Consider the following 21,722-nt stretch of genomic DNA (forward strand, 5'->3'; position numbering starts at 1 on the left):
GGCGAGCAGCATCAGTGCACCGCCGTCGGCGGTCCCGTCCAGATGGGCGGGATCCTCTGTCCGGCCCGGTGATCGTGTTGTTCCGTACCGCTTCTGTCGCTCGCGACAGCCCCGGAGTCCGTGCCTGAAGAGGCAGGAGGACCCGGTGGCCGCGACAGCCCCCGCTGAGACCACGGCGATGCGCCGAGCCATCGAGCTCGCCGCCCGCGGCCTCGGGCACACCAGCCCCAATCCCGCCGTCGGCTGCGTCGTCCTCGACGCGTCCGGACAGCTGGTCGGGGAGGGCTGGCACCAGCGGGCCGGCGGCCCCCACGCAGAGGTCCACGCGCTCGAAGCGGCAGGTGAGCGGGCCCGTGGCGGTACCGCGCTGGTCACCCTGGAGCCCTGCAACCACACCGGCCGTACCGGCCCCTGCGCCCAGGCCCTCATCGACGCCGGCATCGCCCGCGTCGTCTACGCCGTACCGGACCCGAACCCCACCGCGACCGGCGGCGCCGTCACGCTCCGCGCGGCCGGCGTCGACGTCGAGGGCGGGGTGCTGGCCGACGAGGCCGCCGCCGGGAATGAAGCCTGGCTGACCTCCGTACTGCGCCGCCGCCCCTTCGTGCTGTGGAAGTACGCGGCCACGCTGGACGGCCGGATCGCGGCCGCCGACGGCACCAGCCGGTGGATCAGCTCGCCGCAGTCCCGCGCCGATGTGCACCGGCTGCGCGCCCTGGCCGACGCCGTGATCGTCGGTTCCGGCACCGCTCGCGCGGACGACCCGCAGCTCGGCGCGCGGCTGCCGGACACCGAGGTCACCCAGCCGCTGCGGGTCGTCGTCGACTCCTCCGCCACGTCCGTGAAGCCCGGCGCCCGGGTGCTGGACGGCACGGCACCGACCCTGATCGCGGTCGCCGAGGACGCCGACGCGACCCACCTCGAAGAACTCGCGCCGATCGTCCGGCTGCCGCGCGCCGCGGACGGCCCGGGCCTGGACGTACCGGCCCTGCTCGGCGCGCTGTACGAGCGCGGCGTCCGCTCCGTGCTGCTGGAAGGCGGCCCGACCCTCGCCGGGTCCTTCGTCGCCGCCCGCGCCGTCGACAAGGTCGTCGGCTATCTCGCCCCCACGCTGCTCGGCGCCGGCCCGGCCGCGCTGGGCGACGCCGGAATCACCACCATCGCCCGGGCGTTGCGCCTCGACGTGACCGACACCGAACGGCTCGGCCCCGACCTGCGCATCACCGCCACCCCCGCCCTCCACGAGGAGAACTGAAGTGTTCACCGGAATCGTCGAAGAACTGGGTGAGGTCGTCGCCGTCGAGACGCTCGCCGACGCCTCCCGCTTCACGCTGCGCGGGCCGGTAGTCACCGAGGACGCCAAGCACGGCGACTCGATCGCCGTCAATGGGGTCTGCCTGACCGTCGTGGAGACCGAGAACGGTGAATTCACCGCCGATGTGATGGCCGAGACGCTGAAGCGGTCCAGCCTCGGCGCGCTGGAGAAGGGCTCCCGGGTCAACCTGGAACGCCCGATGGCGCTCGGCGGGCGGCTCGGCGGCCACCTCGTGCAGGGACATGTGGACGGTACGGGCACGATCGCGGAGCGCATTCCCGGTGAGCACTGGGAGATCGTGAAGATCGCGCTCCCGGACGGCATGGCCCGGTACGTCGTCGAGAAGGGCTCGATCACCGTCGACGGGGTGAGCCTCACCGTCGTCGAGGCCGGGGACGACTACTTCACCATCAGCCTCATCCCGACCACCCTGGACCTCACCACGCTCGGCATCAAGCAGGTCGGCGAGCCGGTGAACCTGGAGGTCGACGTCCTCGCCAAGTACGTCGAGCGGCTGCTCGGCCACGACGGTGCGGGGGTCGCGCGATGACCGGGATGAGCTGGTTGAACAGCGAGGCCTTCACCGCCTTCGGCCAGCACGTCATCTGGTCCGACATGATCGGCAACACCGTCGGCCTGATAGCCCTGGCGCTCGGCTGGCGGCGGTCCATATGGACCTGGCCCGCGCAGTTCCTCTCCGGCGTCATCCTCGTCGCCGCGTACGCCTCCGCGCACCTCGCCGGCGGCGTCGGCAAGCAGCTGCTGGTCATCGGCGTCGCCCTGTGGGGCTGGCGGCAGTGGCAGCGCGGCCGGCAGCAGGCGCAGGACGGCACGATCGCCGTCCGCTTCGCCTCCTGGCGCGAGCGCGGCACCCTGATCGCGGGCACCGCCGTCGGCACCCTCGCCGTCGGCTTCCTCTTCACCCAAGTACCGCAGCTGTCCTGGAACCCCTGGCCGGACGCCTACATCTTCGTCGGCACGCTCGCCGCGATGGTGGCCCAGGCCCGCGGCCTGGTGGAGTTCTGGTTCGGCTGGCTGCTGGTCGACGTGGTCGGCGTCCCGCTGGCCTTCAGCAGCGGCCTGGCCTTCTCGGGCCTGGTCTACGTCGTCTACTTCGGTCTCGTCCTGTGGGGCCTGCGCGACTGGTGGCTGCGCTCCCGTACGAGTACGCAGCCCGTCCTGGAAGGAGCGGCGGCATGACCGCACAGCAGAACTGGTACGACGGTCCCGACGCGGCCGACCTCACGCTCGACCCCGTCGAGCGGGCCATCGCCGACATCGCGGCCGGCCGCCCCGTCGTGGTCGTCGACGACGAGAGCCGGGAGAACGAGGGCGACCTCGTCCTCGCCGCCGAGAAGGCCACTCCCGAGATCGTCGCCTTCATGATGAGCGAGTGCCGCGGCCTGATCTGCGCGCCCATGGAGGGCCCGGAGCTGGACCGGCTCGAACTCCCGCAGATGGTCCAGAACAACACCGAGTCGATGCAGACGGCCTTCACCGTCTCCGTGGACGCCACCGCGGAACACGGCGTGTCCACCGGCATCTCCGCCGCCGACCGCGCCACCACGCTGCGCCTGCTCGCCTCCGGCGAGTCCACCCCCGGCGACTTCGTACGGCCCGGACACATCTTCCCGCTGCGCGCCAAGCCCGGCGGCGTCCTGACCCGCAACGGCCACACCGAGGCAGGCGTGGACCTCGCCCGGCTCGCCGGGCTGCGGCCCGCCGCAGCGATCGTGGAGATCGCGGGCGAGGACGGCACCATGCTGCGGCTGCCGGAGCTGATCCCGTTCGCCCGCAAGCACGGCCTCGCGATCATCTCCATCGAGGACCTGATCGCCTACCGCCGCAGCTCCGAGCCCACCGTCCGCCGCGAGGCCACCACCCGGCTGCCCACCGCCTTCGGCGAGTTCACCGCGCACGGCTACCGCTCCACCGTGGACGGCGTCGAGCACATCGCGCTGGTCGCGGGCGACCTCGGCGACGGCGAGGACGTCCTGGTCCGGGTCCACTCCGAGTGCCTGACCGGCGACATCTTCCACTCGCTGCGCTGCGACTGCGGACCGCAGCTCCAGGAGTCGCTGCGCCGGATCAGCGAGGCGGGCCGCGGCGTGGTGATCTACCTGCGCGGCCACGAGGGACGCGGCATCGGACTGCTGTCCAAGCTGCGCGCCTACGAGCTGCAGGAGCGCGGCCGGGACACCCTGGACGCCAACCTGGAGCTGGGCCTGCCCGCCGACGCCCGGGACTACGCGGCCGGCGCGCAGATCCTCAACGAGCTCGGCGTGCGCTCGCTGCGCCTGCTGACCAACAACCCCGAGAAGACCGCGGCCCTGGTCGAGCACGGCCTGCACGTCAACGGCCGGGAGCCGATGCCGGTCCAGGCCGGCGAGCACAACCTGCGGTACCTGCGTACCAAGCGCGACCGCATGGGGCACGACCTGCCGTGGCTGGACCCGGCGGACCGCGCCTCGGCCTGCAACACCCAGTAAGACACCTACGTACACCACCAACACGCACCATCAGCACGAGGAGCAACGTGAGCGGCAAGGGCGCACCCGAACTGTCCGTGAAGAACTGTGGCGACCTCCGGGTGGCCGTCATCGCTGCCCAGTGGCACACCCAGGTCATGGACGGCCTGGTGAACGGCGCGCTGCGCGCGCTGACCGAGCTGGGCATCGACGAGCCGACCCTGCTGCGCGTCCCGGGCAGCTTCGAGCTCCCGGTCGTCGCCAAGGTGCTCGCGGGCCGCGGGTACGACGCGGTGGTCGCGCTCGGCGTGGTCATCCGCGGCGGCACCCCGCACTTCGACTACGTCTGCCAGGGCGTCACCCAGGGCCTGACCCAGGTCTCCATCGAGACCGGCGTCCCCATCGGCTTCGGCGTGCTGACCTGTGACGACGAGCAGCAGGCGCTGGACCGCGCGGGCCTGGAGGGCTCCAAGGAGGACAAGGGCCACGAGGCGGTCACCGCCGCCGTCGCCACGGCCGCCACGCTCCGTTCAGTATCCGAACCCTGGCGCTGAGCCGGGGCGGGCGACCGCTAGGGTGGGTATCACCATGTCCAAGAAGACGTTCGAGGAGCTCTTCGCCGAGCTCCAGCAGAAGGCCGCCACCGGCGACCCCGCCACCTCCCGCACCGCCGAGCTTGTCCAGTCCGGCGTCCATGCGATCGGCAAGAAGGTCGTCGAAGAGGCCGCCGAGGTGTGGATGGCCGCGGAGTACGAATCCCACGACGCCGCCGCCGAGGAGATCTCCCAGCTCCTCTACCACCTTCAGGTGATGATGGTCGCCAAGGGCATCAGCCTTGACGACGTCTACGCCCACCTCTGATCCGCATCACTTCTCCGCTCACCTTTTCTCCTCCCGCAAAGGAAATCTCTCTCATGCTGCGCATCGCCGTCCCCAACAAGGGTTCACTGTCCGAGCCTGCGTCGGCGATGCTCCATGAGGCCGGCTACCGCCAGCGCAAGGACCGCAGGGAGCTGGTCCTGGTCGACGCCGAGAACGAGGTCGAGTTCTTCTTCCTGCGCCCCCGCGACATCGCGGTCTACGTCGGCTCCGGCAAGCTCGACATCGGCATCACCGGCCGTGACCTGCTGCTGGACTCCGGCTCGGACGCCGAGGAGATCATGCAGCTCGGCTTCGCCGGCTCGACGTTCCGCTACGCCACCCGCCCGGGCACGGCCAAGGACGTCAAGGAGTTCGGCGGCATGACCGTCGCGACCTCCTTCTCCGGCCTGGTCAAGCAGCACCTCGCCGACAACGGCGTGGACGCGTCGGTCGTGCACCTGGACGGCGCGGTGGAGACCGCCATCCAGCTGGGCGTCGCCGAGGTCATCGCGGATGTGGTCGAGACCGGTACGACGCTGCGCAACGCCGGTCTGGAGATCATCAGCGAGCCGATCCTGCAGTCCGAGGCGGTCGTCATCCGCCGCAAGGGCGCGCCCGCCGACGACCCGAAGGTGCAGCAGTTCCTCCGCCGCATGCAGGGCGTCCTGGTGGCCCGCCGGTACGTGATGATGGACTACGACATCCGCGTCGAGCACGTCGAGAAGGCCGTCGCGCTCACCCCGGGCCTGGAGTCGCCGACCGTCTCCCCGCTGCACCACGAAGGCTGGGTCGCGGTCCGCTCGATGGTCCCCTCCAAGGACGCCCAGCGCATCATGGACGAGCTCTACGACCTCGGTGCCCGCGCGATCCTGACGACCGGCATCCACGCCTGCCGCCTCTGATCGCCCACCGGGCCGTACGTACCCGCAAGGCGTACGTACGGCCCGTCCAGCCATCCCCGCCACGGAAGACGACGACGTGTCCGCGCCTCTGCCCGACCTCCCGGTGACCTTCCGGCCCGCCCGCACCCGTGCCGTCCTGTACGCCGTCGGCATCGCCCAGCTGGTGGCCCTCACGGTCGTCGCGTTCCTGCTGCCCGCCCTCAGCGGCGGCGAGCGGATCAGCTTCGTGTTCACCGGGCTGCTCGTCCTGGCCGTCCTGCTGCTGCTCGCGCGGCCCAAGGTCGTCGCCACCGGGCACGGCGTCACCGTCGTCAACCTCACGACCAAGCGCGAGCTGGCCTGGGCCGAAGTCCTGCGGGTGAACCTCCGCGTCGGCGACTCCTGGGTCCACCTCGACCTCGCCGACGGCACCAGCCTGCCCGCCATGGGCATCCAGCCCGGCATCGCCAAGGAACAGGCCGTCCAGGACGCCCGTACGCTGCGGGCGCTGGCCGAGGCACACGGTACGGGCGCGGGCGAGGGCTGAAACCGAGCCGCCCGTGCGGCGTACCGCACGTCCGTCGGCTCTCCCCTCGCCGCGCCCGGCCTGATTACTCTGTAGCCCGGGGCCGTGCCGTGCCCCGCCCCCTTCGCGGGGACCCTGCGACCCGAGGAGTGACTCCTTCCAGCAATGGACGGATCGTCCTGTAGTACCTGCGCCGCCCCTCCCCGCACCACGGAGGTGGCGGCATGACAGTCCCCCTGCTGCTGCTCGCCGCGGCCTTTGTGCTGATCCTGGCGAACGGCTTCTTCGTGGCCGCGGAGTTCGGCCTCGTCACCGTGGAGAAGGCGGCCGCCGAGCGGGCCGCCGAGGCCGGTGACCGCCGCGCCCGTACGGTCGTCACCGCGCTGCGCGAGCTCTCCTTCCAGCTCTCCGGCACCCAACTGGGCATCACCATCACCTCGCTGGTGGTCGGCATGCTCGCCGAGCCGGCCCTCGCCGACCTGCTCGGCGGGCCGCTGGCGGCCACCGGGCTGCCGGCCGGCGCGGTGCCCGGCATCGCCGTGGTCATCGGCATGCTGCTGGCCTCCGCCGTGCAGATGGTGATCGGCGAGCTGGTCCCGAAGAACTGGGCGGTCTCCAAGCCGCTCACCGTCGCGCGCTTCGTCGCCGGCCCGCAGAACGCCTTCTCGCGCTTCTTCCGCCCGGTCATCGCGCTGCTCAACACCGTGGCCAACCGTCTCGTACGGTCCCTCGGCGTCGAGCCCACCGACGAGCTGGCCTCCGCCCGCACCCCCGGCGAACTGGTCTCGCTGGCCCGGCACTCCGCGCAGGCCGGCGCCATCGAGCAGGACACCGCCGACCTGTTCGTACGCACCCTCGCGCTCGGCGAGCTGACCGCGGAGAACGTGATGACCCCGCGGGTACGGGTCTCCGCGCTGCAGTCCTCCGCGACCGCCGAGGACGTACTGAACCTCACCCGCGCCACGGGCCTCTCCCGCTTCCCCGTCTACCACACCCGGATCGACGAGGTCGTGGGCATGGTCCACCTCAAGGACGCGCTCGCCGTCCCGGCGGAGGAGCGGCTGCGTACCGCCGTCGGCCGGATAGCGGTCGCGCCGCTGCTGGTCCCGGAGTCGCTGCCGGTCCAGCCGCTGCTGGAGCGGCTGCGCAGCGAGCAGCCGATAGCCGTGGTCGTCGACGAGTACGGCGGCACGGCCGGCGTGGTGACCCTGGAGGACATCATCGAGGAGCTGGTCGGCGAGGTCCGCGACGAGCACGACCATGTGGACCTGCCGGAACTGGTGCTCGCGCCCGCCGAGGACGGCCACCCCGCCTGGGACGCCGACGGCGGCTGCCGCGTCGACACGCTCCGCCGCATCGGTCTGGTCGCGCCGGACGGCCCGTACGAGACCGTGGCCGGACTGGTCGCCCATGTACTCGGCCGGATCCCCGCCTCCGGGGACACCGCCGAACTGGACGGCTGGCGGCTGCGGGTACGCCTGGTCGACCACCACCGGGCCGACCGGGTGCGCCTGATACGGACCGGGCCGGTACTGAGCGCCGTGCCCGCGGGCACCGGCGAGACGGCAGGTGCCCGATGAGCGCGCTGCAGCTGTTCTTCGCCGCCCTCCTCGTGCTCGCCAACGGCTTCTTCGTCGGCGCGGAGTTCGCGCTGGTCTCCGTACGCCGCAGCCAGATCGAGCCGCTCGCCTCGGAGGGCTCCAAGCGGGCCAAGCGGGTGCTGTACGGGCTGGAGAACCTCCCGCAGATGATGGCCGCCGCGCAGTTCGGCATCACCGTCTGCTCGCTGACGCTGGGCGCGGTCGCCGAGCCGACCGTGGCCCGGCTGCTGGAGCCCCTCTTCCACGCCGTACACCTCCCCGAGGCGCTGATCCACCCCCTCGGTTACGCCATCGCCCTGGCCCTGGTGGTCTTCCTCCACCTGGTCATCGGCGAGATGGTGCCGAAGAACCTCGCGATGGCCGCGCCGGAGAAGACCGCCCTGTGGTTCAGCCCGGGTCTGGTCGTCTTCGCTCGGATGTGCCGCCCGGTCACCGCCCTGCTGGGCGCCTGCTCCCGGGGCATCCTGCGGCTCTTCCGCGTGGAGCCGAAGGACGAGGTCGAGGCGGTGTTCACCACCGAGCAGCTCACCCACCTCGTGGCGGACGCGGGGCAGGCCGGGCTGCTGGACCCGGGGGAGCAGGAGCGCCTCTCCGACGCGCTGGAGCTGGGCCGCCGCCCGGTCACCGATGTACTGATCGACCACGCGGCCCTGGTCACCGTCGACCCGTCCGTCACGCCTCGGCAGGTGGAGGAGCTGACCGTGAAGACGGGCTTCTCGCGCTTCCCGGTGTCCGCGCCGGGCGGTGCCTACATGGGCTATCTGCACGTCAAGGACGTACTGGACCTGGAGGAGCGGGACCGCGCGGTGCCGCAGCACATCTGGCACCCGATGACCACGCTGCGCGCCGAACTCCCGCTGGACGACGCGCTCACCGCGATGCGCCGGGCCGCCTCGCACCTCGCGGCGGTCTCCGACGGCGCGGGCCGGGTGCTCGGCCTGGTCGCGCTGGAGGACGTACTGGAGAAGCTGGTCGGAGAGGTACGCGATCCCGCCCACCGCGGGGAGATCGCACCGGCGCACATCGCCGAGCCGCGCGGGGCCGGGGATCTCCAGTCCGGAAGCGGACAGCCGGGCGAGCGGGCGATGGCGGGCTGACCGCCGGTGTCCGGGCCTGCGGCCTTACGGCCCCAGGTCCGGCGCCGGCCCCCGCCCCGACAGCACCTCGCCGTACGCCTGCATCAGATCCGGCAGCCGCAGCGTCGAGAGATCCTCGCGCCCCGGCGAGCCCGACCACATCGACAGCCGCAGGTCTCGGTACGCGCAGCTCTTCTCGTACAGCGTGCGCAGGAAGCGGCCGTTGCCCAGCTCGTCGATCCAGCCCTGGTCCACGACGTGCCCGGCGATGCTGCGCAGCTCGTCCAGCGACTCCTCGTCCCAGCGGTCGCCGTTGTCCGCGGCCAGCACCTCGCCGATGGCCGTCAGCTCCAGCGGCCGGTAACTGGGGAAGTCCACCCGGGTGGTGAAGCGCGAGGAGAGCCCCGGATTCGCCGCCAGCAGCCGGTCCATGCCCTCCGGATACCCGGCGAGGATCACCACCAGCCGGTCCCGGTTGTCCTCCGCGCGCTTGAGCAGCACCTGCAGCGCCTCGTCGCCGTACGCGTCGCCCTTGGTGTAGCCGGAGTTGGAGAGGGAGTACGCCTCGTCGACGAAGAGCACGCCGCCCAGCGCCGAGTCGATCAGCTCGTTCGCCTTCACCGCCGTCTGGCCGAGGAACTCGCCCACCAGATCGGCCCGTTGGGCCTCCACGAGATGGTCGCCGCCCAGCAGCCCCAGCGCGTAGAAGACCCGGCCGAGTATCCGCGCCACGGTCGTCTTGCCCGTCCCCGAGGGGCCCGAGAAGACGAAGTGCCGCTTCGGGGGCTGCACGGGCAGGCCCTGTCCCGCGCGCAGCCGCGCCATCCGCAGCTGTGCCGACAGCGCCCGGACCTGCCGCTTCACCGGCTCCAGCCCCACCATCCGCTCCAGCTCCTGGAGCGCCTGCTCCAGCAGGACGGGGTCGGCGGGGCCGGTCGGCAGCTGGTCGGCGCCGCGCTGCTCCGGCACGCGCGGGGCGCGGACGGGTCCCGTCGCGCCGGTGGACGGCGACCCGAGCAGGTCCGCGTCCGGCCCCTCCGGATCGGCCGTGGCCAGCAACTCCCGGCCGTCCACCGGGTCCAGCGGCGCCAGTGGGTCCAGATCGGCGCCGTTCTCCTGCCCGAGCCCGGCCGGCACCGCGGCCAGATCCGCACCCTCCTCCAGGCCGTCGCACTCGGCGATGGCCGCGAGCCGGGCCGCGGTGTCCATGAAGGCCGGATCCACGCGGTGAACGGCGCGATACAGGGGGAGCGCCGCGGCGCTGCGCCCCGTGCCCTCGTGCGCCCGCGCCAGCCAGTACCGCAGCTCCTTGCGCTGCGGCTGCTCGCTGCGGCAGCGCATCAGGGCGGCCGACAGCAGCGGCTCGGCCTGCCCGTACATCTCCAGCCGGACCCGCGCCATGCCGCCGAACAGCCCCGACTCGATACCCAGCAGCGGATCGTCGATCAGCGGCTCCGTATGCCGTACGAGCTGCTCCCAGTCCTTGACCAGGTAGGCGCGGCAGGCGTGCAGGAAGCGGACCTGCGGGTCGGTGTCGACCGGCGGGCAGCCGGCCAGCGCCTGGTCCAGCTCGGCGACGTGCCGGCCGTCGAGCCAGTGCGAGGCGTGCGCGAGCAGCAGGTCGCGGCCGGACTCCAGCACCGGCTGCACCCACCAGCCCAGCCAGTACCAGGAGTTCAGGGTGCGGCGGTGGCGGGCGCGCTGCTCGCCGAAGCGGTCGCGGTGCCGGTACATCCGCAGCAGCGCCGTCGTGGTGTCGGCGCGCAGCGCGTGCAGTCCGAGCCAGGCGTCCGCCATCGTGGGGTCGATCCGCACCGCGGCCCGGAACTCCTCCTCGGCCTGCGCGTACGCGCCCATGGTGTACGCGTCGACCGCGCGCAGCCAGGCCAGCTCGGCCGGGGCCGCCGTGCCCTGCGCGCCACAATCCATCCTGTCCCCCACAAATGATCCCCCGCGCCGTCCCCGCCGGGTGACTACCCGGCAGCAGCGTGATCGAAGCAGCGTGCTGTGGACGGGATCTGCACGCCGTCGCGCGCCCGTCGGCTCGTGTCCTCGGGTGGCACGAACTGGCATCGTACCTGCGGTCGCGAGGCGGGCCGAAGAGGGGCGCAGGGGGGAAGCGGGGACTCGGCGGCGCGAAGGGGCCGGTGACCGAGGGTGAGGGGGAAGCGGTGAGAAGCGCGGAAAATCGCGAGCTGAGGGCAGAACGAAGCCCCCGATCACGGGGGAACAACCGGGGGCTTCGCGACTGCGGGCGGTCCGTCAGAACCGCACATTGAGAACGTAAGTCCTGTACGGCCCCCAGGTCAAGCGGAGTTGAGGCACTCGGCGGGAGCCGGTCGGCCGTCTTCGGTGCGCCGGCCCTCGACCGTCACCCAGCGTGAAGGAATGAGGGAGTCAACGCGCGTCCACCGGTCCCTTGTGCCACTCGTAACCCACCCGTCCCTGGGTCACCAGAAGGTCCGCATACGGCCGGGAGGGATCCGCCGCGAAGTGCGCGCGCTCCGCCGGAATCCAGCCATCCCAGAAGGTGTCGAGTCCCGGGCCGTCCCGCCGTCGCCCGCGTGCCCAGGCGGTTTCGTCGGGCAGTTCCATCCACAGCAGGCACGCCAGATACGGGCGGAGCGCGCTGCGGCCCGCTCCGACGCCTTCCAGAAGCACGATCGGGGCAGGCGCCAGCGTGCGCTCCCGCGTGAAGCTCCGGCGCACCCAGTCGTACACGCCGTACCGCGCGCTCCTCCCTTCGGAGAGCGGCCCGATCACCTGTTCCCGCAGCCGCCCGGTCCACGCGAAGAGCTCGTCGTGCGTCGCCAGGTCGTCGAGGTGGAGTACGGGGGCGGGGGTGCGGTGCGCCCCTGGCTCCGGCTCGTCGCCCAGCGCCGTCGCCAGTCGCCCCGCGAACGTGCTCTTCCCCGACCCCGCGTGCCCGTCCACCGCGATCAGCCGCACCGGTCCGCACGACGGCGGCAGCGCGCGCAGACGCGCGGCGAGCGCGGCGAGGTCCTGATCCGCGTCCTGATCCATGTCCTGCCCCCTGGTGCCGTTCATCGCGCCAGCGTACGACAGTGGTCCAGGCCAATATTTCGGCGCGCGACGCGCGTCGAACCGCTGGCCGAATGGCGTCCCGTGCGGAGATAGTTGAGCCACGACTGCCGTGACGCTCATCCCGCACCCGACTGGGGGACATGAAGCCCATGACCAGATCCGCGCCCCGCCGCACCGTACTGGCCGCCGCCCTCGCCGTCGCCGCCGGCGCCGCGACCCCCCTGCCCGCGCACGCAGCGAGCCGTTCCGGGACCCCCGACCCGGACGACTCCGCCGCCGCCCACCCCGCCGCCGCCTCGCTCGTGGACTACCACGGCTGGAGCTCCCTGGCGGACTGGCTCGCGGGATCGGGGCAGGGCACCCGCATCGAGCCCGGCCCCCGCCCCGGCGTACAGATCGCGGCCCCGATCGGCACCATCGACTACCGCGACCCGCACCTGAAGAAGACCTCCCCCTGGGAGTACGCCACCTGGACCTCCCCGGTCCACCAGCTCAAGGTCCCCGCCACGGAGCTCGTCGCGTCCTGGAACGCGCACACCCCCGCCGGCACCTGGATCGCGATCGAGCTGCGCGGCATGTACTCCGACAAGTCCCGCACGCCCTGGTACGTCATGGGCCGCTGGGCCGCGGGCGACCAGGACATGCGCCGTACGTCCGTCGACGACCAGACCGACAACAAGAGCACGGTCTACACCGACACGCTCTCCCTCGACGCGCCCGCGTCCGGCCTGCGCATCGTCTCGTACGAACTCCGCCTCACCCTCTACCGCAAGCCGGGCACGGACCTGACGCCCACGGTGTGGCGCGTGGGCGCGATGGGCTCCGACATCCCCGACCGCTTCACGGTCCCGGCCTCCAAGCCGGGCGTCGCCAGGGGCCGCGAACTGGCCGTACCGCGCTACTCCCAGGAGATCCACAAGGGCCAGTACCCCGAGTACGACAACGGGGGAGAGGCGTGGTGCAGCCCCACCTCCTCCCAGATGATCATCGAGTCCTGGGGCCGCCGCCCCACCCCCGAGGACCTGGCCTGGGTCAACCCCGCCTACGCCGACCCCCAGGTCTGCCACGCGGCCCGCTTCACCTTCGACTACCAGTACGAGGGCTGCGGCAACTGGCCCTTCAACGCGGCCTACGCCGCGACGTACGACAACCTCCAGGGCATCGTGACCCGCCTGCAGTCCCTCACCGACGTCGAAAAACTCATCCACGTCGGCATCCCCGTCATCACCTCCCAGTCCTTCATCGCCTCGGAACTGGACGGCGCGGGCTACGGCACGGCGGGCCACCTGATGACGGTCATCGGCTTCACCCAGTCCGGCGACATCATCGCCAACGACCCCAACTCGCCCACCAATGTCGCCGTCCGCCGCATCTACAACCGCCGCCAGTGGGAGAACATCTGGCTCCGCACCAAGCGCAAGGACGCCAGTGGCGCCGTGAAGTCCGGCACGGGCGGCGTGTGCTACCTCTACTTCCCGACCCAGCCGACACCGACCCAGTGCCGCGCTCTGCGGGAGTTGGGGATCCGCCCGTAGCCGGTCCACTCGGCTCCGCCGGCAGGCAGTCCCCACGGCCGTACGCACCGGGCTCGAGCCCGGTGCGTACGGCCGTGGCATATTAAAATGCAACAAAAAGCGTCCGGGTGTGAATTAAATCCTTCATGCCCGGCATTGATTTATTTATTTGGTGTTTCGCGGTGTCGGCTGCTTAAGTTGTTCGCAAGCTGGACGGTGAAAAACGGGGGCAAGATGACCGTCGCGGACAACGCCGGGACCGTAATCGGAACCGGAATCATTCATTTGGACGCCGGGAAGGCGGACATCGCACAGCTCAAGAAGCTGGTGCGCTACGGCTATCGGGTCCACAACGAGCAGTTCGACGAGGACTCGCACCTGGACCGGGTAATTCCGAAGCCGTGGGGCTACGAATACCGGGCATACGTCGATGATTTTTTCGACATCTGGTCGCTGCACATCGACGCCCCGCACAGCACCTCGGTTCACGCGCACCCCAGGAAGCTGACGTACCTGCTCTGCCTCGGCGGGCGGGGCGTCACGTCGGGGCTCGACCGGGAGGACGTCCGCATCGGCGCGGGCTCGATCCTGCGCATCGCGCCAGGGGCGTTCCACGGTACGCGGAACATGGGGGACGACCCGCTGGAGCTGATCGAGGTCGAGGTACCGAGGAACAAGTTCGACCTCATTCGGCTGGAGGACGACTACAACCGCGCCGGTACCGCGTACGAGTCCGAATCGGTGGAGCATTCGCAGGACACCATGCGGGCCATTCGGTCCTTCCCGAACGCCCGTATGCGCGAGCGGAGTCCGGACCGCCGATTCCGGTTCGAACTCCGGACCGGAATGGACATTTTCTACCGGCGGCGCGAGAAGGACCTCTTCCACATTCCGTTGTGCTTCTCGGGAGTGGTGGAGCGCGACGTCGAGATCCTGACCGGGCGCCCGGAAGACTCCCGGCGCCCTCAGGCGGACGGGCAGTACCTGTCCATCAGCCGCGATCACTGAAAGAGCGACAAGAACGACAAGGAAGCATTCAGGGGGGAAATGCGTATGTCCCGTAACGCCGTCATCATCACCGGAAGCGGTTTCCAGGACCACGACGTGATCTTCACGTACTACCGTTTCCTGGAGGAGGGCTGGCACGTCGACGTGGCCACGAAGAACGGTGACCCGGTCACCGGGAAGTACGGCGTGCCACTGCCGATGGACAAGACCGCCCGACCGCTCATCTCCTTCGAGGACCTCGCCGTCGAGGACTACGACGCCGTCATCCTCACCGGCGGCCATGAGGCCCCGGACCGCGTCCGCCAGGACCGCAAGGTGCTGGACTTCGTCGCGAGCATGGACCAGGCCGGCAAGGTCGTGGCAGGTCTGTGCCACGGCCCGTGGATCATGGTCAGCGCCGGCGTCCTCAAGGGGCGCAAGGCGTGTGCGTACATCGGTCTGCGCGATGACGTGATCAACGCGGGTGCCGACGTGGTGGACAGTGACGTCATCGTCGACGGCAACATCATCACCTGCTCGTACTACGGCTACATGGGCGCCTTCATGCGCGCGGTCTTCGAGACCACGCGTCAACTCGCCGCCGGCCGGCAGGCCGCCTGATGGCGCAGCCCAAGGAGGTGCTGGCGGTCGACTTCGACGGAGTCGTCGCCGATGCGCCGGCGGAGTGCGCCCTCGTCACCTGGCTCGGTGTGCGGGGACTGGACACCTCGGTCACCGGCGCCGAGCAACTGAGGCGGGTACCGGGCGATTTCGTCGAGCGGTTCCGGCACATCAGGAACTACTCACGACTGCTCGACCACTTCATGGTGGCGCATCTGCCCACGGCGGCGGCGGTCGGCTCACAGGCCGAGTTCGACGCCCTCTTCTCCGGACTGGCACCGGAGCGCGTCCGTGAGTTCACCCACCAGGCCGGCGCGGCGCGGGAATGGCTGCGCACCGAGGAGCCGGACTTCTGGCTGGACCTGCACACGCTCTACCCGGGCATGGCCGACCTGCTGCGCCGCTACAGCGGCTCGGTGGTCGTCATCACGGCCAAGGACGAGGGGGCCGTCCGCGCCGTCCTGGCCCGGCAGGGCCTCGAGGACACCGTCCGTGAGGTGTTCGGCGAGTGCGGTCGCAAGGCCGAAGCGCTCCTGGACGTCAGCGCACGGTGGGCGGTTCCGGTCGAGCACATCACGTTCATCGACGACAACCTCGCCAACGTACGCAGGGCCATCGAGACCGGTGCCAGGGCCCGGTGGGCCCGGTGGGGGTACGCGACGCCCGAACACCGGGCCGAGGCGGAGCGTTTCGCGGTGACCGCGCTGGACCTGTCCGAGGTGGCACACCTCGCTCCCGTGGCCGTGTGACGCCACGGACGGCCGGACGTGGGTGGGGCGGGCGCGAGCTGGCCCGTCCCATCCACGTCCGGCCCGGAGCTCTCCCAGATTCGAGCAGGAGCAATTCCTCATGAGCATCACACAGTCCGTGGTGCCGTCACCCGGCCGGATGCGGGCACGGGCGGGGTTCACCGTGCAGCTCGCCGCACTGGTGGTGATGGCGTTCGCGATTCCGGCGCAGTTGTATCTGGCGATTCCGCTGGCGGGCAGCATCGAGAACGCGTTCGGTGTGAGCCCGGGTGCGGCAGCGTGGACGGGCAGCGCGTTCTCGTTGGCATACGCCGTCGGCTTCCTCGTGTTCGGACCGCTGTCGGACCGGGTGGGCCGGCGTCGGGTACTGGCGTTCGGCACGCTGGCGACGGCGGTCGCGACCGGAGCGGTGGCGTTGAGCCCCGACTTCGGCTGGTTCCTCGTGTTCCGGGTGCTGCAGGGACTGGCGGCGGCGAGTTTCGCACCGGTGGCCCTCGCTCATGTCGCGGAGCGCGCGCCGGCCGCGCACCGTGCGGTGGCGCTGTCCTTCCTCACCACGGGGCTGCTGGGGGCCGGGGTCGCCGGGCAGGTCTTCGGGCAGGCGGTCGGCGACCGTTGGCGGCTGGCGTTCTGGCCCGCGGCGCTGGTGTACGCGGCCGCGGCAGCCGCCTTCTGGTTGCTGTTGCCGTCCGCCCGGTGCCGTGCGGCAGCGGGCAACAGCGGCATGGCCGCGGCGATGGGCGGGCTCATACGCAATCGGGGCGTCACCACCGTGTTCGCATCGGCGCTCACGGTGTTCGGTAGCTTCGTGGCCCTCTACGCAGCGCTGAACGAACACCTGCGGTCGACTGCCGGGTATGACGCGGGGGATCTGCTGGGCGTGCAGGCGCTGGGTGCGCTGGGCCTGGTGGTCGCTCCCGTGGTGAGCCGGCTCGCGGGGGCGCGAGGGCCGGGCCCGCTGACAGCGGCGGGGTTCGGTCTGGCATCGGCGGGGCTGCTGCTGGCGCAGGTGACGGCAGTGCCCGCGGTGCTGCTGGCCGGGACCGTGGTGTTCGTCGGCGGCATCAGCCTGGTCGTACCCGGCCTGGTGGGGCTCCTGCACACGCTCGCGCCGCAGGCGGCGGGCACGGCGGTCTCGTTCAACACGTTCGTGCTCTTCATCGGGTCTTCGCTCGGACAGCCGGCGGCCGCGCACGTCGACTACCGGCTGCTGCTGGCCACCTTGACGGTCACGACGCTGGTGGCGGGGGGCGCGATGTGCTTCCTCCCCCTCGCGGCCCCGCATTCCCATGGAAAAACACCCGACACTTCACCTCCCCTGGAGAAAGCATGAAGACCAAGAAGGTTCTGTTCGCCCTCACCAGCCACGGCGATCTGGGCGGCACCGGACGCAGCACCGGGTTCTACGTCCCGGAGGTCGCCCACCCCGCGGCAGTGTTCCGCGCGGCCGGTCGCGACATCGACTTCGTGTCCGTGGAAGGCGGTGCGCCCCCGCAGGACGGCGTCAAGCCGGACGACAAGGTCGTCACCGACTTCCTCGCGGACCCCGCCAACAAGGCCGCCCTTGCGTCGACCCGCACCGCGGCCGAGGTCAACGCCCAGGACTACGACATCATTTACTACGCGGGCGGCCACGGCACGATGTGGGACTTCCCCGAGGCGTCCGGGCTGGCCGCCCTGGCGGCCGCCATCTACGAGCGCGGCGGTGTCGTCGCCGCCGTCTGCCACGGCCCGGCCGGCCTGCTGAACATCAAGCTGAGCGACGGTTCGTACCTCGTCGACGGCAAGCAGGTCGCGTCGTTCACCAACGAGGAGGAGGCGGCCGTCGGCCTCAGCGAGGTCGTTCCCTTCCTGCTGGAGAGCAAGCTCGTGGAACGCGGCGCCAAGCACACCAAGACGGCCGACTTCGCCGAGCACGCCGTCGCCGACCAGCGCCTGGTGACCGGCCAGAACCCGGCATCGGCCGTCAAGGTCGCCGAGCTCGCCCTGGCGAGCATCAAAGACGCCTGAGCCCTTTCGCGTCCGAATCCCGGCGCCCTGGGAGTGTTCCCGTTCCCGGGGCGCCTCGCGATGGCAGAGTAGACCTCGGGGAGCTCCGGTCGGCTTCGGTGACCGGGCCGGGGGTACGGGCGGGGAAATGCCATGGCGATTCAACTGGGCTGGCTGCGCACGTTCGTCACCGTCTACCGACTCGGATCGTTCACCAAAGCCGCCCAGGTCCTGGCACTCTCCCAGCCGGCCGTGACCCATCAGGTGCGCAATCTCGAGAAGGAACTGGGACACCCGCTCTTCGACCGGCTCCCGCACGGTGTGCAGCCCACTGCCGCCGCCGAGGCCCTCATCCGCGAGGTGCAGGGGCCGATCGACGCTCTCGGCGCCGCCATCGAGCGGTACTTCGGTGACGAATCGGAGAGCAGGCCGATGCGGGTCGGCGGACCCGTCGAGCTGATGACCAGCCGTGTGATCCCCGCCATCAGCGACCTCATCGCGGACGGCATGCAGCTCCGGCTGCACTTCGGCCTCGCCGACGACCTCCTCGCCTCCCTGATGGACCGGCAGCTCGATCTGGTCCTGTCCACCGTACGACCGCGGGAGCGGGGCATCGCCGCCACACCGCTCGGGGACGAGGAGTTCGTGCTGCTTGCCTCCGAGGGACTCGCCGAGCGCATCCCTCGAGACCGGCTCGCGGAGGAAGGGCCCGTGGCGCTGAAGAAGTTCCCGCTGATCAGTTACGCCGAGGCCCTGCCCATCATCCGCCGTTACTGGCTCGCCGTGTTCGGCATCCGGCCCACCGTGAAACCCGCCCTCGTCGTTCCGGACCTGCGGGGCGCGCTCGCCGCCGTGAAGTCGTCGGCCGGGATTTCGGTCCTGCCGACATACCTGTGCGTCAAGGAACTCACCGCGGGCGAGGTCGTCCCCCTTCTCGAACCCGAGGTCCCGCCCCTCAACACTTTCTACCTCGCGGTCCGCCAAGGTGAGCTGTCCCGCCCCGGACTCGCGCTGCTCCACGGCCACCTGCTGACGAAGGCACAGCTGTGGACGTGAGGGGCCAACGGTCGTCCGTCATGCGGTACGCACCTCGTCGAGTCGTACGGGGCGGTGTTCGCGCAGGGACAGGGTGCAGGCCTCGGCGATCCAGCTTGCCTCGATGGCGTCGGCCACGGTGCAGGGGGAGGGCCGGGTGCCCGCCACGACCTCGGTGAACGCGGTGAGTTCGGCGCGGTAGGCGGCGGCGAAGCGGTCCATGAAGAAGGTGTGCGGGGTGCCGGCGGGGAAGGTGGCCCCCGGTTCGGCGGAGCGCAGCGGCAGCTTGTCCTCCAGGCCGACCGCGATGCTGTCCTTCATGCCGTGCAGTTCGAGGCGGACGTCGTAACCGCGGGCGTTGTGCCGGGAGTTGGAGATGACGGCGATCGTGCCGTCGTCGAGGGTGAGGAGTGCGGAGGCGGTGTCGACGTCGCCCGCCGCCGCGATGTACTCCGCACCCCGGTTGCCACCGGTCGCGTACACCTCGGTGACCTCGCGCCCGGTGACCCAGCGGACGATGTCGAAGTCGTGCACGCTGCAGTCGCGGAAGATCCCGCCGGAGACCGCCACGTACGCCTCCGGCGGGGGCGCCGGGTCCAGGGTGGTGGACCGTACGGTGTGCAGCGGGCCGAGTTCGCCGCTGACGACGGCGGCGCGTGCGGTCGCACAGCCCGCGTCGAAGCGCCGGTTGTAGCCGATGTGCACCTCGACGCCGCTGTTCTCGACCGTGCGCAGCACCTCCAGGCTGTCCTCGATGCCGCGGGCCACCGGCTTTTCGCAGAAGACGGGGATGCCTGCCTTGACTGAGGCGAGGATCAGCTCGGGATGTGCGTCGGTCGCGGCGGCGATGACGACGCCGTCGACGCCGGCGGCCAGTACGGCCTCGGGGGAGTCCACGGCGGTGGCCCCGAACCGTTCGGCCGCGGCGGTCGAAGCCGCGGCCACCGGGTCGGTGACGACCAGGGAGTCCACCGCGTCGAGCCGGGAGAGCGTGTCCGCGTGGAAGGCCCCGATCCGGCCCAGCCTCATGATGCCCATACGCATGAAGAAGTACTCCTCTAGTCGGTTGCGCCGATGACGGTCTGGCCCCAGTCGATGACCGAGCCGGTCACGACCCCGCTGCGGTCGGAAAGCAGGAAGACGACGAAGTCGGCGATCTCGTCGACCTGACCGAGCTTGCCCATCGGCAGCTTCGCGGCGGCCTTTTCGCGCCAGTCGTCGCCCGCGCCGTGGAATTCGCGCTGGGTGGCGTCCTCGCCCTCGGTCTCGGTCCAGCCGATGTTGAGGCCGTTGATACGGATGCGGTCCCAGCGGTGGGCGTGCGCCGCGTTCTTGGTCAGGCCGGCCAGTCCCGCCTTCGCGGCGGAATAGGCGGCCAGGAAGGGCGGGCCGCCGTGTGCGCAGTCGGAGCCGATGTTGACGATGGTGCCCGGCGCCCCGCGGCCCTTCATGTCGGCCACCGCTGCCTGCATCGCGAAGAACGGCGCCCGCAGATTGATCGCCATATGGGCGTCGAAAAGCTCCGGCGTGGTGTCCAGCAGCGAGCCGCGTGACGTCAGCCCGGCGGCGTTGACCAGGCAGTCGATGCGGCCGTACCGGGACACGGTTTGCTCGACGCTGCCGCGGGCCTGTGCCGGGTCCGCGAGGTCGGCGCGCAGGAAGTGCGCCCCGGTGTCCGCGGCGAGCTTCTCGCCGACCTCGGCCCGGCGTCCGGTGAAGACGACGGTCGCGCCTTCGCGGACGGCCACCCGTACGATGCCCGCGCCGACGCCCTGGCTGCCGCCGTTGGCGAGGAGGATCTTGCCTTCAAGCAGTCCCATGAGTGTGAGTCTCTTTTCAGCTCTGGCGGCGCTCGGCGCCTGCTTGCAGTTCCTGGCGGAGCCGGTCGGGGGTCCACTCCTCGGCCACTGCCTGCCACACGGCGTCCGCCTGGGAGGGGGGTGCCGGCCCGTCGACCGGCGGGTCGAGGTCGAGGTTGGTGGGGAAGGGGTAGCCCTCGGCGGTGGCGGCGATCACCCGGCGCAGCCAGTCGTCACCCACGCCCTCCGCCTTGCGGCGCAGCAGTACGGGGAAGACGGCGTTGGCCATCGCCTCCCGGTCGACGGTCTCCATGGCGCGGCCGAAGGCGGAGGAGATCTGCAGGAGGTTGGCCATCCGCTTGATGTCGGCGGAGCGGTTGTGTCCGGCGGCGTGGAAGAGCGCGGGGTTGAAGAACACCGCGTCGCCCTTGGCCAGCGGGAGTTGGATGTGGTGGGCGTCGAAGTACGCGATGAACTCCGGGCGGCGCCAGGCCAGGTAACCCGGCTCGTACTTCTGCGAGTGCGGCAGGTAGAGCGTCGGCCCGGACTCCACCGGCATGTCGCAGTGGGCGACGGCACCCTGGAGGGTCAGTACGGGGGAGAGGCGGTGGACGTGCGCCGGGTAGGCCGCGGCCTGTTCCTGGGAGAGGAAGCCGAGGTGGTAGTCGCGGTGCGCCTGCTGCGCCGCGCCGCCGGGGTTGACCACATTGATCTGCGAGGTCACCTGGTACGCGGGACCGAGCCAGGCCTCGGCGATCAGGGCCGGCATGTCGTTGGCGTAGTAGTCGGCGAACGCCTCCGGTGCGCGGACGGCCATCTTGTCCAGCGCGTTCCACACCCGGTCGTTGGCGCCCGGCTTCGCGAAGTGGTCGCCGCGAGCCGCGCCCGTCGCGCGCTCCTCCTCGATCAGCGCGTAGAAGGCCGCGGACGCCCGGTCCACGACGGCGGGGTCCGGGAAGGCACCCCGGAGGACCACGATGCCGGGGCCGTCGAGCAGCGCCCGCGCCAGCTCGGCCTGCACCGCCCTGCGCCCCGCCGAAGTACCGGTGAGGTCACGCAACCGTTCGCTGTCGTACATCAGGACGTTCTGCTCGACTCCCTCGGCCGCGGGGTAGTCGTGGGCGTCGGTGCGCTCGCCGACCAACGCGTCGAACTCATCGAGTACGCAGTCGTCCTCGCTCAGCCATACCACCGGTGATCCCGCAGCTGCGAGGGACATCCCGGATCCTTTCGCCGTGCTTGCTTTTCTGTCAGT

22 protein-coding genes are annotated in these 21,722 nt (G+C 71.0%); 17 read left to right on the forward strand and 5 right to left on the reverse strand.

Features of this window, described 5'->3' with window-relative positions; genetic code table 11:
- Positions 1 to 178 precede the first annotated feature (178 nt).
- The 10 genes from ribD (at position 179) to AB0I82_RS21020 (ending at position 8,749) form a co-directional block, all read left to right on the forward strand.
- Entirely contained in the window at positions 179 to 1,255 is a 1,077-nt protein-coding gene (ribD, locus tag AB0I82_RS20975; protein ID WP_363259078.1) for a bifunctional diaminohydroxyphosphoribosylaminopyrimidine deaminase/5-amino-6-(5-phosphoribosylamino)uracil reductase RibD, read from the forward strand.
- A gap of 1 nt (position 1,256) precedes the next feature.
- A complete protein-coding gene (locus tag AB0I82_RS20980) occupies positions 1,257 to 1,865 on the forward strand; it encodes a riboflavin synthase (protein WP_363258814.1) in 609 nt (202 codons plus the stop codon).
- Entirely contained in the window at positions 1,862 to 2,515 is a 654-nt protein-coding gene (locus tag AB0I82_RS20985) for a nicotinamide mononucleotide transporter family protein (protein WP_363258815.1), read from the forward strand. Before AB0I82_RS20980 ends, AB0I82_RS20985 begins: the two co-directional genes overlap by 4 nt.
- On the forward strand, positions 2,512 to 3,804 hold the full coding sequence (locus tag AB0I82_RS20990) for a bifunctional 3,4-dihydroxy-2-butanone-4-phosphate synthase/GTP cyclohydrolase II (RefSeq protein ID WP_363258816.1): 1,293 nt from the start codon (positions 2,512 to 2,514) through the stop codon (positions 3,802 to 3,804). The genes AB0I82_RS20985 and AB0I82_RS20990 overlap by 4 nt, the downstream gene beginning before the upstream one ends.
- 47 nt (positions 3,805 to 3,851) lie before the next feature.
- Positions 3,852 to 4,337, forward strand: coding sequence for a 6,7-dimethyl-8-ribityllumazine synthase (gene ribH, locus AB0I82_RS20995; protein ID WP_363258818.1), 486 nt, complete (start codon positions 3,852 to 3,854; stop codon positions 4,335 to 4,337).
- 34 nt (positions 4,338 to 4,371) lie between these two features.
- Positions 4,372 to 4,644: a phosphoribosyl-ATP diphosphatase gene (locus AB0I82_RS21000; protein WP_030251465.1), complete on the forward strand. Its 273-nt coding sequence runs from the start codon at positions 4,372 to 4,374 to the stop codon at positions 4,642 to 4,644.
- A gap of 53 nt (positions 4,645 to 4,697) precedes the next feature.
- Entirely contained in the window at positions 4,698 to 5,546 is an 849-nt protein-coding gene (hisG, locus tag AB0I82_RS21005) for an ATP phosphoribosyltransferase (protein WP_363258819.1), read from the forward strand.
- A 76-nt stretch (positions 5,547 to 5,622) separates the two neighbouring features.
- Complete coding sequence (locus AB0I82_RS21010) at positions 5,623 to 6,072, forward strand: PH domain-containing protein (protein ID WP_363258820.1); 450 nt, start codon at positions 5,623 to 5,625, stop codon at positions 6,070 to 6,072.
- A 203-nt stretch (positions 6,073 to 6,275) separates the two neighbouring features.
- Entirely contained in the window at positions 6,276 to 7,631 is a 1,356-nt protein-coding gene (locus tag AB0I82_RS21015; RefSeq protein ID WP_363258821.1) for a hemolysin family protein, read from the forward strand.
- Positions 7,628 to 8,749, forward strand: a complete 1,122-nt coding sequence (locus tag AB0I82_RS21020; RefSeq protein ID WP_363258822.1) for a hemolysin family protein — start codon at positions 7,628 to 7,630, stop codon at positions 8,747 to 8,749. The genes AB0I82_RS21015 and AB0I82_RS21020 overlap by 4 nt, the downstream gene beginning before the upstream one ends.
- A 24-nt stretch (positions 8,750 to 8,773) precedes the next feature.
- On the opposite strand, the gene AB0I82_RS21025 is transcribed toward AB0I82_RS21020, so the two are convergent.
- On the reverse strand, positions 8,774 to 10,657 hold the full coding sequence (locus AB0I82_RS21025; RefSeq protein WP_363258823.1) for an AAA family ATPase: 1,884 nt from the start codon (positions 10,655 to 10,657) through the stop codon (positions 8,774 to 8,776).
- A gap of 468 nt (positions 10,658 to 11,125) precedes the next feature.
- Entirely contained in the window at positions 11,126 to 11,776 is a 651-nt protein-coding gene (locus tag AB0I82_RS21030; RefSeq protein WP_363258824.1) for a hypothetical protein, read from the reverse strand.
- A gap of 146 nt (positions 11,777 to 11,922) precedes the next feature.
- Between AB0I82_RS21030 and AB0I82_RS21035 the strand changes: the two genes are divergently transcribed.
- From AB0I82_RS21035 to AB0I82_RS21065, 7 genes are all read left to right on the forward strand, one after another.
- The gene (locus tag AB0I82_RS21035; RefSeq protein ID WP_363258825.1) at positions 11,923 to 13,308 is read left to right on the forward strand and encodes a peptidase C39 family protein; all 1,386 of its coding nucleotides are present in this window, start codon (positions 11,923 to 11,925) and stop codon (positions 13,306 to 13,308) included.
- A 213-nt stretch (positions 13,309 to 13,521) separates the two neighbouring features.
- Positions 13,522 to 14,295 (forward strand): cupin domain-containing protein, encoded by a 774-nt coding sequence (locus tag AB0I82_RS21040; protein WP_363258826.1) that lies wholly within the window; start codon positions 13,522 to 13,524, stop codon positions 14,293 to 14,295.
- Positions 14,296 to 14,340: 45 nt separating this feature from the next.
- Positions 14,341 to 14,895 carry a DJ-1/PfpI family protein gene (locus AB0I82_RS21045; RefSeq protein ID WP_363258827.1) on the forward strand — a complete coding sequence of 185 codons (555 nt, stop codon included), beginning with the start codon at positions 14,341 to 14,343 and terminating at the stop codon, positions 14,893 to 14,895.
- Entirely contained in the window at positions 14,895 to 15,644 is a 750-nt protein-coding gene (locus AB0I82_RS21050) for an HAD family hydrolase (protein ID WP_363258828.1), read from the forward strand. The genes AB0I82_RS21045 and AB0I82_RS21050 overlap by 1 nt, the downstream gene beginning before the upstream one ends.
- 163 nt (positions 15,645 to 15,807) lie before the next feature.
- Positions 15,808 to 16,977 carry an MFS transporter gene (locus AB0I82_RS21055; protein ID WP_363258829.1) on the forward strand — a complete coding sequence of 390 codons (1,170 nt, stop codon included), beginning with the start codon at positions 15,808 to 15,810 and terminating at the stop codon, positions 16,975 to 16,977.
- Positions 16,974 to 17,654, forward strand: coding sequence for a type 1 glutamine amidotransferase domain-containing protein (locus AB0I82_RS21060; protein WP_363258830.1), 681 nt, complete (start codon positions 16,974 to 16,976; stop codon positions 17,652 to 17,654). The genes AB0I82_RS21055 and AB0I82_RS21060 overlap by 4 nt, the downstream gene beginning before the upstream one ends.
- A 132-nt stretch (positions 17,655 to 17,786) precedes the next feature.
- The gene (locus tag AB0I82_RS21065; protein WP_363258831.1) at positions 17,787 to 18,689 is read left to right on the forward strand and encodes a LysR family transcriptional regulator; all 903 of its coding nucleotides are present in this window, start codon (positions 17,787 to 17,789) and stop codon (positions 18,687 to 18,689) included.
- Between the two features lie 18 nt (positions 18,690 to 18,707).
- Here AB0I82_RS21065 and AB0I82_RS21070 read toward each other — a convergent pair whose 3' ends face one another.
- From AB0I82_RS21070 to AB0I82_RS21080, 3 genes are read right to left on the reverse strand one after another with little or no spacing between them, the layout of a single operon-like run.
- Positions 18,708 to 19,712 (reverse strand): Gfo/Idh/MocA family oxidoreductase, encoded by a 1,005-nt coding sequence (locus tag AB0I82_RS21070; protein ID WP_363258832.1) that lies wholly within the window; start codon positions 19,710 to 19,712, stop codon positions 18,708 to 18,710.
- Between the two features lie 14 nt (positions 19,713 to 19,726).
- Positions 19,727 to 20,488 (reverse strand): SDR family oxidoreductase, encoded by a 762-nt coding sequence (locus AB0I82_RS21075; protein ID WP_363258833.1) that lies wholly within the window; start codon positions 20,486 to 20,488, stop codon positions 19,727 to 19,729.
- Positions 20,489 to 20,504: 16 nt separating this feature from the next.
- The gene (locus tag AB0I82_RS21080) at positions 20,505 to 21,686 is read right to left on the reverse strand and encodes a phytanoyl-CoA dioxygenase family protein (protein ID WP_363258834.1); all 1,182 of its coding nucleotides are present in this window, start codon (positions 21,684 to 21,686) and stop codon (positions 20,505 to 20,507) included.
- Between the last annotated feature and the right edge of the window lie 36 nt (positions 21,687 to 21,722).

This window comes from Streptomyces sp. NPDC050315, from assembly GCF_040655775.1.
Lineage (GTDB): Bacteria > Actinomycetota > Actinomycetes > Streptomycetales > Streptomycetaceae > Streptomyces.